Source organism: Paracoccus sp. S-4012 (genome assembly GCF_009674885.1).
GTDB lineage: Bacteria > Pseudomonadota > Alphaproteobacteria > Rhodobacterales > Rhodobacteraceae > Paracoccus.
In genome coordinates this window covers 244,931-258,410 of sequence record NZ_WKKA01000003.1, presented here as the reverse complement: position 1 = coordinate 258,410, position 13,480 = coordinate 244,931, and the positions used below count along the sequence as shown (strand labels likewise).

The 13,480-nt window shown below is 71.4% G+C and carries 9 protein-coding genes, 1 tRNA gene and 2 pseudogenes; 8 read left to right on the top strand and 4 right to left on the bottom strand.

Going from position 1 to position 13,480, the window contains the following annotated elements:
* Entirely contained in the window at positions 1-1,365 is a 1,365-nt protein-coding gene (locus GI374_RS06640; protein ID WP_154336225.1) for an aminotransferase, read from the top strand.
* Between the two features lie 80 nt (positions 1,366-1,445).
* Here the strand turns inward: GI374_RS06640 and GI374_RS06635 are convergent, their stop codons facing one another.
* Positions 1,446-3,575, bottom strand: a complete 2,130-nt coding sequence (locus tag GI374_RS06635) for a ComEC/Rec2 family competence protein (RefSeq protein WP_154336224.1) — start codon at positions 3,573-3,575, stop codon at positions 1,446-1,448.
* A 123-nt stretch (positions 3,576-3,698) separates the two neighbouring features.
* Here GI374_RS06635 and gltX point away from each other — a divergent pair, with 123 nt between their 5' ends.
* Together gltX and gltA are read left to right on the top strand one after the other, a co-directional pair.
* Positions 3,699-5,123 (top strand): glutamate--tRNA ligase, encoded by a 1,425-nt coding sequence (gltX, locus tag GI374_RS06630; RefSeq protein ID WP_154336223.1) that lies wholly within the window; start codon positions 3,699-3,701, stop codon positions 5,121-5,123.
* Positions 5,124-5,172: 49 nt separating this feature from the next.
* Positions 5,173-6,465 carry a citrate synthase gene (gltA, locus tag GI374_RS06625; RefSeq protein ID WP_154336222.1) on the top strand — a complete coding sequence of 431 codons (1,293 nt, stop codon included), beginning with the start codon at positions 5,173-5,175 and terminating at the stop codon, positions 6,463-6,465.
* A 138-nt stretch (positions 6,466-6,603) separates the two neighbouring features.
* Here gltA and GI374_RS06620 read toward each other — a convergent pair whose 3' ends face one another.
* A complete protein-coding gene (locus GI374_RS06620; RefSeq protein WP_229582791.1) occupies positions 6,604-7,458 on the bottom strand; it encodes an invasion associated locus B family protein in 855 nt (284 codons plus the stop codon).
* A gap of 420 nt (positions 7,459-7,878) precedes the next feature.
* On the opposite strand from GI374_RS06620, the gene GI374_RS06615 reads away from it, so the two are divergent.
* Complete coding sequence (locus GI374_RS06615) at positions 7,879-9,444, top strand: helicase HerA-like domain-containing protein (RefSeq protein WP_154336221.1); 1,566 nt, start codon at positions 7,879-7,881, stop codon at positions 9,442-9,444.
* 4 nt (positions 9,445-9,448) lie between these two features.
* Here GI374_RS06615 and GI374_RS06610 read toward each other — a convergent pair whose 3' ends face one another.
* Entirely contained in the window at positions 9,449-9,835 is a 387-nt protein-coding gene (locus tag GI374_RS06610) for a DUF6477 family protein (RefSeq protein ID WP_229582786.1), read from the bottom strand.
* 214 nt (positions 9,836-10,049) lie between these two features.
* Between GI374_RS06610 and GI374_RS06605 the strand changes: the two genes are divergently transcribed.
* The 4 genes and pseudogenes from GI374_RS06605 to GI374_RS06590 form a co-directional block, all read left to right on the top strand.
* Complete coding sequence (locus GI374_RS06605; protein WP_229582781.1) at positions 10,050-11,171, top strand: DUF6456 domain-containing protein; 1,122 nt, start codon at positions 10,050-10,052, stop codon at positions 11,169-11,171.
* 114 nt (positions 11,172-11,285) lie between these two features.
* On the top strand, positions 11,286-12,245 hold the full coding sequence (lipA, locus tag GI374_RS06600; RefSeq protein ID WP_154336220.1) for a lipoyl synthase: 960 nt from the start codon (positions 11,286-11,288) through the stop codon (positions 12,243-12,245).
* A gap of 183 nt (positions 12,246-12,428) precedes the next feature.
* Positions 12,429-12,512: transfer RNA gene (locus GI374_RS06595), tRNA-Leu, on the top strand.
* Positions 12,513-12,690: 178 nt separating this feature from the next.
* Positions 12,691-12,921 (top strand): annotated as a pseudogene (locus GI374_RS06590) (transposase); the annotation flags it as partial.
* A 38-nt stretch (positions 12,922-12,959) separates the two neighbouring features.
* Here GI374_RS06590 and GI374_RS06585 read toward each other — a convergent pair.
* Positions 12,960-13,476, bottom strand: a pseudogene (locus tag GI374_RS06585) (integrase core domain-containing protein); the annotation flags it as partial.
* Positions 13,477-13,480 lie beyond the last annotated feature (4 nt).

Genomic DNA, 13,480 nt, shown 5'->3' with positions numbered 1-13,480 from the left:
ATGGACGCCCCGCAGAGCTGGGAGAAACGCGCCGAGACCTACTCCCTCTACGGCTTCACCGACCTGCCGAGCGTGGCCGAGCGCGGCACCGTCGTCGTCACCCATGGCGAGGGGCCCTACATCGTCGACACCAACGGGCGGCGCTATCTCGACGCCAATTCCGGCCTCTGGAACATGGTCGCCGGCTTCGATCATCGCGGGCTGATCGACGCGGCCAAGGCGCAATACGAGCGGTTTCCGGGCTATCACGCCTTCTTCGGGCGGATGTCGGACCAGACCGTGATGCTGTCCGAGAAGCTGGTCGAGGTCTCGCCCTTCGCGCGCGGCAAGGTGTTCTACACCAACTCTGGCTCCGAAGCGAACGACACCATGGTCAAGATGCTGTGGTTCCTGCACCGGGCGGAGGGGAAGCCGGAACGGCGCAAGATCCTCACCCGCTGGAACGCCTATCACGGCGTCACCGCGGTCAGCGCGTCCATGACCGGCAAGCCCTATAACGAGGTCTTCGGCCTGCCGCTGCCGGGCTTCATCCACCTGACCTGCCCGCATTTCTGGCGCTATGGCGAGCCGGGCGAGACCGAGGCCGAGTTCGTCGCTCGCCTGGGCCGGGAACTGGAAGACGTGATCGCCCGCGAGGGCGCCGACACCATCGCCGGCTTCTTCGCCGAGCCGGTGATGGGTGCGGGCGGCGTCATCCCGCCGGCGAAGGGGTATTTCCAGACCGTGCAGCCGATCCTGAAGCGGCACGGCATCCCGCTGATCGCCGACGAGGTCATCACCGGCTTCGGCCGCACCGGCTCGACCTGGGGCTGCCAGACCTATGATTTCACCCCCGACGCGATCATCAGCTCGAAGAACCTGACCGCAGGCTTCTTCCCGATGGGCGCGGTGATCCTCGGGCCGGAGCTCTCGGATCGCATGGACGCGGCCATCGCCGCGATCGAGGAGTTCCCGCACGGCTTCACTGCCTCCGGCCACCCGGTCGGCTGCGCCATCGCGCTGAAGGCGATCGACGTGGTGATGAACGAGGGGCTGGCGCAGCGGGTGATCGACGGCGCCCCGCGGATGGAGGCGGGACTGCGCGCGATCATGCAAAGGCACGCCAATATCGGCGAGCTGCGCGGGATCGGCTACATGTGGGCCCTCGAGGCGGTGCGGGACCGCGAGACCAAGCAACCCTTCGAGGCCAGCCTCTCGGTCAGCGAGCGCATCGCCAACGCCTCGACCGACGAGGGGCTGATCTGCCGCCCGCTGGGCCAATCCATCGTCCTCTGCCCGCCCTTCATCCTGACCGACGCGCAGATGGACGAGATGTTCGAGAAGCTCGACCGGGCGCTGACGAGGGTGTTTGCCGAGGTCGGCTGAGGCAAAAAGGGGGGGCGCTGCCCCCGTCGCTGCGCGACTCCCCCGGGATATTTGGGTCACGGCGAAGAGCCTGCACCGGTTCAGGGGCGGCGGCCGGCGGTGGCCTCGGCGGTGGTCTCGCGGCCGTCGGGCCAGAGGGCGAGCGCGCCGGTGCGGCCGAGGGCTTGCAGGTCGAGAAGGCGGCAGTCGGCCTTTGCCGGCGGGTCGAGCCGGGCTGCGGCGATGACGAGGGCGCCGTCCCGGCAGGCACCGGCGAGGGCCTCTTCGGTGCCCTTGCCGGTGAGGTGGTGGACGGTGCGGCCATCGGGGAGCGCGGCGCGGCGCGCGCCGCGGGGACCGTCCCAGCCGGGGCGTTCGGCGGCGGTCTCGGGCGCGGCGGTATCGCCGTCCTCCTCGAGCCAGCTGCCGGTCGTGAAGGCGGCGCCGGGTTTCGAGAGCGCGCGCCCGGCCCCGGTCATCAGGCCGACCGCCTCGGCCTCGCGGCCGACCAGCAGGAGCGGCCGCGGAGTGGTGGCCCAGAGGGCCGACCCGGCGATGAGCGCGGCCAGACCCGCCGCCTGCACCGCGCGCGGGGCCGGACGGCCGCCGGGGCGCAGCAGCGACAGGATCACGGCGCCGAGGCCGATCAGCGCCAGCGTTGGGCCGGGGGGCGCGGGCACCGCCGTCACCGCGCCGCCAAGCGCCGCGACCCGCTCGGCCACCGCCAGCATCCAGCCGGTGCCGAGGCCCATGACCCATAGCGCCGGCCCGGCGAGGCCCACCGGCATCAGCAGCGCCGCGACGACGCCGGCGGGCATCACCAGGATCCCCATCGCCGGAACCGCGAGCAGGTTGGCGATCAGGCCGTATTCCGACAGGCGATTGAAATGCGCGGCCGCGAGGGGTGCGGTGGAGAAGCCCGCAACCGCCGAGGAGAGGACCAGCATCGCCACCGGGCGGAGCAGGCGCGGGACGCGGGGGGAGAGGCGCGACCACGGCTCGTAGCTGAGGATCAGGGCGACGGTGGCGGCGAAACTCATCTGGAAGCCCGGCTGGGTCAGCGCCTCCGGGGCGAGCGCGAGGAGGATCAGCGCGGCCAGGGCAACGGTCCGCAGCGAGATCGCGCGGCGGTCGGCGAGGATCGCGCCGAGGAAGACGGCGACCATGACGAAGGCGCGCTCGGTCGCCGGGCCGCCATCGGCGAGGCGCATATAGGCCGCCGCGGCGGCAAGTGCGGTCAGCGCCGCGAGCTTGTGGCCGGGCCGGCCGGCGCCGATCCCCGCGGCGGCCACGGCGGCGAGGAAGGTCCGCATGGCGGCATAGACGAAGCCCGCCAGCATGGACATGTGAAGGCCCGAGATCGAGACGATGTGGTAGAGGTTCGAATCGCGCATGATGGCGTTGGTCCGCTCCTCGATGCCCGAGCGATCGCCGGTGAGCAGTGCCGAGGCCACGGCCCCCGCCTGTCCGGGGATCTCCGACTGGATGGCCGCCGAGGCGCGGTTCCTGAGGCGCTCGACGGCGAAGGGGCCGCGCTCGGCGGCGGGCGCGACCAGCATGACGGGGGTGCGGCTGTAGCCGACCGCGCCGAGACGCTCGAACCAGGCCTGGCGGCGGAAGTCGAAGCTGCCGGGCGCGGCGGGGCCGGGCGGCGGGCCGAGATGGCCGGTGAGCATGATCCGCGCGCCGACCTCGGGCAGGCGCGCGGGCGTCTCGGTCAGGCTCAGGCGGACCTGATCGGGCGTGCGCTCGGGGGCCATGTTGCGGAGCGTCACCTGATCGAGCGTCAGGCGCATGCGGTCGCGGGCGGAGCGGTCGATCTCGACCAGACGGCCCTCGACGGGGCCATAGTAGCGGAATTGCAGCACCGGGGCGGCGACGAGATGCGAGCGCAGCCCGGCGAGGCCGAAGCCGAGGGCGGCGACCGCGAGGGCGAAGCCGGCGAGGCGCAGGGCATCGGCCGCGGCCCAGGGGATCGCCATGCGCTCGGCCCCGCGGGGCGCGGCGCGGGAGATGGCCAGGCCCGCCAGCGCCAGCAGCGCGGCGGCGCCGTAGGCGGGCACCCCCGGCTCGACCTTCAGCGCGAACCACAGCCCGATCCCGCAGGCGAGCCACACCGGCAGCCACGGGAACCAGCCCGCGCGGGCGACCGCCACCGGGCGCGCCGGCCGGGCGTCGGCAACCGCGCGGCGGCGCGGACGCGGCAGGCCATCAGCCTCGATCACCGCCATGGTTGCCGCCCCTTCAACTGCTGGACACCCCCCCGGCCCGCCGCTATCTCGTGGCCCAGCCTAGCGCGGGAAGCTTACCGGAAGGTTAATCCCGGACCGCGCTCCCCTGCGCCCGAGAGCCCCATGCCCGACACGCCGACCGACGCCACCGCCGCCACGGCCCCCGGTCCGCCGGTCACGCGCTTCGCCCCCTCGCCGACCGGCTACCTGCATATCGGCGGCGCTCGGACGGCCCTCTTCAACTGGCTTTATGCCCGCGGCCGCAACGGCACCTTCCTGCTGCGGATCGAGGACACCGACCGCGCCCGCTCGACCCCCGAGGCGACGGCGGCGATCCTCGAGGGGCTGACCTGGCTCGGCCTCGACTGGGACGGCGAGCCGATCAGCCAGTTCGCCCGCCAGCCGCGCCATGCCGAGGTCGCGCGCGAGATGCTGGCGAACGGCAGCGCCTATCCCTGCTTCAGCACGCCCGAGGAGATCGAGGCCTGGCGGGCCGAAAATCCGCGCCGGCCCTTTCTCAGCCCGTGGCGCGACGCCGATCCGGCGACCCGACCGGATGCCCCTTACGCGATCCGCCTGCGCGCCCCGCGCGAGGGCGAGACGGTGATCCGCGACCGGGTTCAGGGCGAGGTCACCATCGCCAATGCCGAGCTGGACGACATGGTGCTGCTGCGCTCGGACGGGACGCCCACCTACATGCTGGCGGTGGTGGTGGACGATCACGACATGGGCGTGACGCATGTGATCCGCGGCGACGACCACCTGACGAATACCGCGCGCCAGATCCAGGTCTATGACGCGATGGGATGGGAACGCCCGGTCTTCGCCCATATCCCGCTGATCCATGGCGAGGACGGCAAGAAGCTCTCCAAGCGCCACGGGGCGGTCGGGCTGCACGAGTTCGCGGCGCTGGGCTACCCGGCGGCGGCGATGCGGAACTATCTCGCGCGGCTCGGCTGGAGCCATGGCGACGACGAGCTTTTCGACGACGCGCAGGCGCGGGAATGGTTCGATCTGGACGGGATCGGCAAGGCCGCCGCGCGGCTGGATTTCAAGAAGCTCGAGCATGTCTCGGGCCACCACATCGCCATGATGGACGACGCCGCGCTGATGGCGGAGCTGGACCGCTTCCTCGCCGCCACGGATCAGCCGGTGCTGACCGAGGTGCAGCGGGGGCGCATCGCCGCGGCGCTGCCGGTGCTGAAGGCCAAGGCGAAGACCCTGCCCGCGCTGCTCGAGCAGGCGCATTTCGCGCGGATCGGGCGGCCGGTGACGCCGGACGACAAGGCGGCAAAGTCCCTCGATCCGGTATCCCGTGGTATACTGCGCGAATTGACGCTCGCGTTACCGGATGTTAACTGGGCGCGGAACGACCTGGAGGCGGCGGCCATGAGGGTTGCCGAGGCGCATGGCCTCGGTCTGGGCAAGATCGCGGCACCGCTCCGGGCGGCCCTGGCCGGGCGGACATCCAGCCCCAGCGTCTTCGACATGATGACAGCGCTCGGCCGCGAGGAATCGCTGGCCCGCATCGACGATCAGGCGGGCTGAGGCCCGCCCCATTCCCGGCCCCGCGGGGCCACGAGACGAGGACCTGTTCATGGCCGACAACAAGCCTGCGACGCTGACCGTCCACGACAAGACCCTGGAACTGCCGGTGATGTCGCCCACGGTCGGTCCCGACGTGGTCGACATCACCAAGCTCTACGGCCAGGGCGGGGTCTTCACTTTTGATCCCGGCTTCACCTCGACCGCCGCCTGCAAGAGCGCGATCACCTATATCGACGGCGATGTGGGTGAGCTGTGGTATCGCGGCTACCCGATCGAGCAGCTGGCCGACAAGTCGCATTACCTCGAGGTCTGCTACCTGCTGATCTACGGCGAGCTGCCGAGCAAGGCGCAGATGGAGGATTTCGAGTACCGCGTCACGCACCACACGATGGTGCATGAGCAGATGCAGTACTTCTTCCGCGGCTTCCGGCGCGACAGCCACCCGATGGCGACGATGGTGGGTGTGGTCGGCGCCCTCTCGGCCTTCTACCACGACAGCCTCGACATCTCGGACCCCTGGCACCGCGAGGTCGCCTCGATCCGGCTGATCGCCAAGCTGCCGACGATCGCAGCGATGGCCTACAAGTATTCTCTCGGCCAGCCCTTCGTGTATCCGAGGAACGAGCTCGATTACGCGAGCAACTTCCTGCACATGTGCTTTTCGGTCCCGGCCGAGCAGTACACCGTCGACCCGGCCCTCGCCCGCGCGATGGACCGGATCTTCACGCTGCATGCGGATCACGAGCAGAACGCCTCGACCTCGACCGTGCGCCTCGCGGGGTCCTCGGGCGCCAACCCCTTCGCCTGCATCGCGGCGGGCATCGCCTGCCTCTGGGGACCGGCGCATGGCGGCGCGAACCAGGCCGCGCTCGAGATGCTGGAGCAGATCGGGACCGTCGACCGCATCCCCGAGTTCATCGCCCGCGCCAAGGACAAGGACGACCCGTTCCGCCTGATGGGCTTCGGCCACCGGGTCTACAAGAACTTCGACCCGCGGGCGAAGATCATGAAGGAGTCGGCCGACGAGGTGCTGGGCATCCTCGGGATCGAGAACAATCCGACGCTGCAGGTCGCCAAGGAGCTGGAGCGGATCGCGCTCGAGGACGAGTATTTCGTCAGCAAGAAGCTCTATCCGAACGTGGACTTCTACTCGGGCATCATCCTGTCGGCGATGGGCTTTCCGACCTCGATGTTCACGCCGATCTTCGCGCTGTCGCGCACCGTGGGCTGGATCAGCCAGTGGACCGAGATGCTGGCCGACCCGGACAACAAGATCGGCCGCCCGCGGCAACTCTATATCGGCTCGAACCGCCGCGACTATGTCGAGGTGGGCGACCGCTGACCGGCGGCCCATGCCAGACTCGTGGAGGCCCCGGCGTGACCGGGGCCTTTTTCTTTGGCCGTTGCTGCAGCCATGAAAAAGGCCGCATCCTCGCGGATGCGGCCGTCCTGAGGGGCATGGGGAGCCCGGCCTTCCGGCTCAGTTCGCTGCCGGGGCCTCGCCTGTCGCCGGGGCCTCGCCCGTCGCCGGGGCCTCGCCCTCGGCCGGGGCCTGGCCCTGCGCCGGGGCCGCCGCGGCTTCGGGCAGCACCGGCGCGGGTCGCGCGGCGAGCTCGTTCCAGCCCGCGGTGAAGCCGGACAGCGACAGCTTCAGGTCGACCTGCTGGTCCATGCCGAAGGGCCGCACAGTGACGGTCGCGCTGTTGCCGCGGCGCAGCGCGTCGAGTTCGGGCTGCGTGAAGCCGATGCGGCTGACGCAGCCGACCGGGGCGCAGAAGCTGAACGGGTAGGTCTCGCGCCCGCTGCTGTCGACCTGAAGCGCGACGCCCGCGATCAGGTCGGTCTCGAGCGGCGCGACCAGCGTGGCGCCCGCCGCGGCCTGCCCGGCCTCGATCGGGATGATCGACATCTCGGCCACCGGGTTGTTCTGGGCGTCGCGCATCAGCTGGTAGAGCTCGCAGGGATCGACCTCGCCGCCGAACCGCTGGCAGCGCAGGGTCCAATCGCCATGCGTCGATTCGACGTAGAACGCGCCGAGCTGCGCCTCATCGGCCGATTGCGCGGGGGCGGCGGGGGTGCCGGTCGCGGGCGCGGCATCTGCCGCGGGCGCGTCAGCCGCCGCGGGAGCGTTCGCCGCCGGGGCCTCCGTCGCGGGCGCATCCGCCGCAGGCGTCTCAGCCGCAGGCGTCTCAGCCGCCGGCGCGGCCCCGGCCTCGGCATCCTCGGCCGGGGCGGCCTCGGGCGTGGCCGGGGTGGTCTGCGCCCAGAGCATCCCCGCAGGCGCGGCCGAGCCCGCCAGAAGGGCGATCAGCGCCAGCTTGGTCTTCATTGCCATCATTTGTCCTTTCCTCGCGCGCGAAGTCGCCGCGGGTTAGCACGCGGCCCGCGCCTTGTCAGCGCGCGCCATCGGCCCCGGCGCTCACCTTCCCGTTCCGGGCGGACTGCCGCCGGAACGACAAGGGCCGCGCCCTTCGGCACGGCCCCGCTTCACTCCCCGCCGGACTGGCCGGTCATCATTGCGGCGCAGGCTAGGGGAGGAAATGTGCCTGCGTCAACATAATCCGAAACCCGACGCGGCTAAAAAAAAACGGCCGCGTCCGAGGATGCGGCCAGTCCGGCGGGGAGGAACGTCCGGACGCACGGGAGGGCGCGGCCGGACAGGCACCAGACTGGCACGCGGGGATTAACAAAGACTTGCGCGGGCGCGCGCGCCGGGGCACCCGATAGGTAAAATTGGCGCGAACGGGGGCAAGCCATGACCATCACCGACCTCGAGGCAGGCACCATCCTCGTCGGCGGTGCGGGCGAGGGCCACGCCACGCCGGAGACGCTGCTGCTGCGCCAGGCCAACCGTCACGGCCTGATCGCCGGCGCCACCGGCACCGGCAAGACCGTCACCGTGCAGACGCTGGCCGAAGCCTTCTCGCTGGCGGGCGTCCCGGTCATCCTCGCCGACGTGAAGGGCGACCTCGCCGGCCTCTCGCAGCCCGGCAGCGCCACGGCGCCGACGCATGAGGGCTTGGCGGCCCGCGCCGCCCAGATCGGCGCGCCGCTCGACTACCGCGCCTTTCCCACGACCTTCTGGGACATCTTCGGCGAGCGTGGCCACCCGGTCCGCACCACGCCGGCCGAGATGGGACCGCTGCTCCTCTCGCGCCTCCTCGGCCTCAACGACACGCAGGAGGGGGTGCTGAACATCGCCTTCCGCGTGGCCGACGAGGAGGGCCTCGCGCTCCTCGACCTCAAGGATGTGCAGGCCATGCTGCTCTGGGTGGGCCAGAACGCGCGCGAGTTGAGCCTGCGCTACGGCAACGTCACGACGGCGTCCGTCGGCGCGATCCAGCGCCGCCTGCTGGTGCTGGAGACAGAGGGCGGCGACCGCCTCTTCGGCGAGCCGGCGCTCGCGCTCTCCGACCTGATCCGCACCGACGCCTCGGGCCTCGGCATGGTCAACGTGATCGCGGCCGAGCGGCTGATGGCCGCCCCGTGCCTCTACGCGACCTTCCTGCTGTGGCTGATGTCCGAGCTGTTCGAGCAACTGCCCGAAGTGGGCGATCCCGACCGCCCGGTCGCCGCCTTCTTCTTCGACGAGGCGCATCTGCTGTTCGACGACGCGCCGCCGGCGCTGGTCGAGAAGATCGAGCAGGTGGCGCGGCTGATCCGTTCCAAGGGGGTCAGCGTCTGGTTCTGCACCCAGAACCCGGCCGACCTGCCCGACCGGGTGCTGGGCCAGCTCGGCAACCGGGTCCAGCACGCGCTGCGGGCCTTCACCGCCAAGGACCAGCGAGCGCTGCGCGAGGCGGCGCAGAACTACCGCGCGAACCCCGATTTCGACCTCGTGGAGGCGATCACGCAGGTGGGCACCGGCGAGGCCGTCACCTCGTTTCTGGAGCGCAAGGGCATCCCCGGCATGGCGCAGCGGACGCTGGTCCGCCCGCCGCTGAGCCGCCTCGGGACGATCACCGAGGCCGAGCGCGCGGCCATCATGGCCGCCTCGCCGATGGGGCTGAAATACGGTCGGACGGTGGACGGCGAATCGGCGCATGAACTGCTCGCCATGCGCGCCGCAGCCGCGGCGGAGGAGGCGGCCCGCGCCAAGGCCGCCGACGCGCTGCTGCGTTTTCCCGAAGGCACCACCGTCGCCTCGCGCCGCTACGATCCGAAACTGACGATCCCGGCGGGCGGCACGGCGCGGCGCGGCGACAGCCTGGAGGAGATGTTCGGCAAGACCCTCACGCGCGCCGTCGTCCGCTCGGTCGCAACCAGGACCGGCAACGCCATCGTGAGGGGCATGTTCGGCACCCTCTTCCGCGGCCGCTGAGCGGTCACGACGCCGCCCGCCCCTCGCGGAAGGCGGCAAGCGCCGCGCGCTCGGCCAGCAGCGCGATCAGCACCGCCAGGTGCCGCTCGAGCCCGTAATCGGCCGCCCGCGCGCGCCGGGCCTCGTCGAGCCGCTCCTCCTCCGCCTCGAGCCGCGCGAGCGCCGCGCCGGGGGGCGGCAGCAGGCCCGTCATCAGCAGCCGCGGCAGGTCGAGCTCGCGCCGCCAGTGAGCGAGGCCGGCCCGCGCCGCGCGGACCAGCAACCGCGGCCGCCGCGGGCCGCGGTCGGTGACCGGCGCCGGGGCGCTGGGCGGCAGGAACGGCAGCACGGTGGCGCCGCCTTCGATCGGGCGGGCGGCGACGGCGGGGCGGGGAAGGGTGGCGAGGGTCATCGGGTTCTCCGTGGCAGGCGTTTCCGGGTGACACTCGCTCAACTTATGCGTGTGTTGCGCCACAACCGGTCCCGGCGCGCGCCCCGCTGACGCTTGTTTAGGTTTTATTAGGAAGTGTTGCCCCTTGCTGAAGACGCTTCACAGAAAAGCGTGGAAGCTGCACAACCGGCGGTTGCCTTTGCTCGGCACCCGCGGCCGAGAACGAGGTTTAGGGATGACGTTACTGACGGGTGACTTCGCTGCCATGCACCCCGTAATCGACGGGGTCGCGCCCATCCGCGACACCCGCGCCGACACGACCGGCGAGGTGTTGAACGACGACGCGCGGCTCTACCTGCGCCATGTTCAGGGGGGCGAGACGATCCGCGCGCTCGCCCGCGAGGCGGGCTGCCACGCCTCGACCATCATGCGCCGCATCCGCCGCATCGAGGCGCGGCGCGACGATCCGCTGATCGACCGCGCCCTCGATGGCGACGCCAGGACGCGCGAGGCCCGCGCCTCCGCCGACGAGCTGCGCCGCATCCTGCGCCGGCTGGCGGAATCGGGCGCCGAGCTGGCGGTCGCGGATGGAATGGAGAAGGCCATTGTCACCCGCGACGGCATCCGCACCGCGGTCCTCGACCATCGGCTGGCCGAGCGGCTGGCCCTCGACGGCTGGGTGATGCTGACGCAGCCGGGGCGCATCAACCGCTACGCCATCACCGCCTCGGGCCGCGAGGCGCTGCGCGCGATGCTGGGCGGCCGCCCGGCCCCGATCCCCCGCGCCGCCGATCTCGCCGCGGCCGAGCCGGTGGGCATGGCCGAGGCCCCCGCGGGGTTCGACCACGCCGCCCGCCATCCGCGCCTGGGCGAGACCGAAGTCACGGACCCCGACAGCGGCCGCCGCCGCCGCATCCGCGTCAACCTCTGCGAAAGCCCGCTGCAGGTTCTCGCCCGCCGGCAGGGGCCGGACGGCAAGCCGTTTCTCAGCCCGGCCATGATCTCCGCGGGCGAGCGGCTGCGCGAGGATTTCGAGGTCGCGCAGATGGGTCCGCGCACGACCCAGAACTGGGACCGCTTCCTGACCGCCGGCATTGATGTCTCGCGCGCCGGGGGCGGCCACGGCGGCGGCTCGGACAGCGCCCGCGGCCGGGTCGCGGCGGCGCTGCGCGAGCTCGGCCCCGGCATGGGCGATCTCGTCCTCAGGGTCTGCTGCTTTCTCGAGGGCATCGAGGCGACCGAGCGCCGCCTCGGCTGGTCGGCGCGCTCGGGCAAGGTCGTGCTGCGCCTGGCGCTGATGCGCCTCGCGCGCCACTATGAGGAGACCTATGGCCCCGGCGCGCCGCTGATCGGCTGACCCCTGCCCGGAGGCGCGGCGCGATGCCGCGCCGCCGGAGGCCCGCGCGCGCCTCGCGTTGAACGCGCCCGCGCAAGCGGCTATGTCCAAGGCATCCCGAGCCCGGAGGCCCCGATGGCCGCGCCCATCCCCCCTGCCCCGCCCGTCCTGCGCCACCCCGAAAAGGCGCACCGCCCCGACCAGTCGCAGCCGAAGAAGCCGGCCTGGATCCGGGTCAGGGCCCCCTCCGGCGCCGGTTACACCCGCACCCGCGAGATCCTGAAGACCAACCGCCTCACCACCGTCTGCGAGGAGGCGGGCTGCCCCAACGTCGGCGAATGCTGGTCGCAGGGCCACGCCACCATGATGATCATGGGCGAGATCTGCACCCGCGGCTGTTCCTTCTGCAACGTGGCGACGGGCCGCCCGGACGCCCTCGACGCTTTCGAGCCGGGCCGCGTGGCGCATGCCGTCGCCACCCTCGGCCTCGCCCATGTGGTCGTGACCAGCGTCGACCGCGACGACCTCGACGACGGCGGCGCCGCGCATTTCGCCCAGACCATCCGCGCCATCCGCCACCGCGCCCCGCAGGCGACGATCGAGGTGCTGGTCCCCGACTTCCTCAAGGCCCGCCCCGGCAGCCTCGAGGCCGTGGTCGAGGCCCGCCCCGACGTCTTCAATCACAACCTCGAGACGGTGCCCGGCCTCTACCCCACCGTGCGCCCCGGCGCTCGCTACTTCCACTCGCTGCGGATCCTGCAGCGGGTGAAGGAGCTGGACCCCGCGATGTTCACCAAGTCCGGGATCATGGTGGGCCTCGGCGAGGACCGGCAGGGCGTGCTGCAGGTCATGGACGACATGCGCGCGGCGGACGTCGATTTCCTGACCGTCGGCCAGTACCTCCAGCCGACGCCGAAGCACCACCGCGTGGACCGCTTCGTGACGCCCGAGGAGTTCGACGGCTATGCCCGCGCCGCCTCGGGCAAGGGTTTCCTCATGGTCTCCGCCACGCCCCTCACCCGCTCCAGCTACCACGCAGGCGACGATTTCGCCCGCCTGCGAGCGGCGCGGGAAGCGAAACTCGCCGGGGCCTGACGACGCTTGCGCGCCGGCGGTTTTGGCCCTAGCGAGGGGGCCGGGCCCGAGTGGCGGAATGGCAGACGCAGCGGATTCAAGTCGTTGGGTCTGCGTAGAACAGCATGGCCTTTCCAAGGCGCATGCGATTCTGTTCGGTCGAGGCCCTGTCGAGGCCAAGTTGGCCTCCCGAGAGAGCGCCACGGGGGTGTGGCGGAATGGTAGACGCGACGGATTCAAAATCCGTTTTCGCAAGAAGTGTCGGTTCGAGTCCGACCACCCCTACCAGCGCTCTCATTCAGGCTCCGCCTTCGCACCGCCCTCGTCCCTCACCATCTTGACGGGCTCGGCCATGATGGGGGGATCTTCTCGACCTTCTTGCCGAGGGGCGTGGGCTTGCCGTTCGCTTGGCGCAGCACGGCATCGCTCAGGGCGAGCGCCTTGAACGCCTTCCGCATCGAGGTGAGAGTTCCTACGCAGCCTCGCCGCCCGCGGCCTTCGCGGCGTGAAGCTGGTAATCGCCGACGATCACAAGGGGGTCCGCGCCGCCGCGCGGCGGGTCTTCGATGCGACCCACCAGAGGCGCTGCATTCACTGGATGAGGAACGCACTGGCCCACGCCCCGGCCAAACAGCGCACCGCGGTGGCGGCGATGCTGAAGACGATCTGCGCCCGGGAAACTCAGGCCGATGCCGAATGAACCGCACTGGGTTTCCCGGCGGCCGGTTGTCTTAGCTACGCGGCCTTGGCCGGGGTTTCCATGGCGGCGTAGAGGTTCGCTTCGGCTTGGGCGGGCGGGATGCTCCCGATCGGCTCGAGAAGACGCGGTGATTGAACCAGTCGACCCATCCGAGGGTGGCGTATTCGACGGCCTCAAGGCTGCGCCAGGGTCCACGTCGGTGGATCACCTCGGCTTTTGAACAGGCCGTTGATCGTCTCGGCCAAAGCGTTGGCGTAGCGGTCGCCGACGCTGCCGACCGACGGCTCGATCCCGGCCTCGGCCAGACGTTCCGTGTCGCGGATCGACAGGTATTGGGAACCGCGATCACGGTGATGGACCAGCCCCATCCCCTTGGCGGGGCGGCGCTCGTGGACCGCCTGCTCCAGGGCATCGAGAACGAAGTCGGCCGGCGCGGTCGAGCTGTCGCCAGACCTTGCGAACGCCGTAGACGCGCCAGTTCTCCTCGAACACGCGGCGGATCTCGGGGTGCAGGGCCTCGTCCCGGCGCGCCCGAGCCGACAGCCGCGCCGGATGG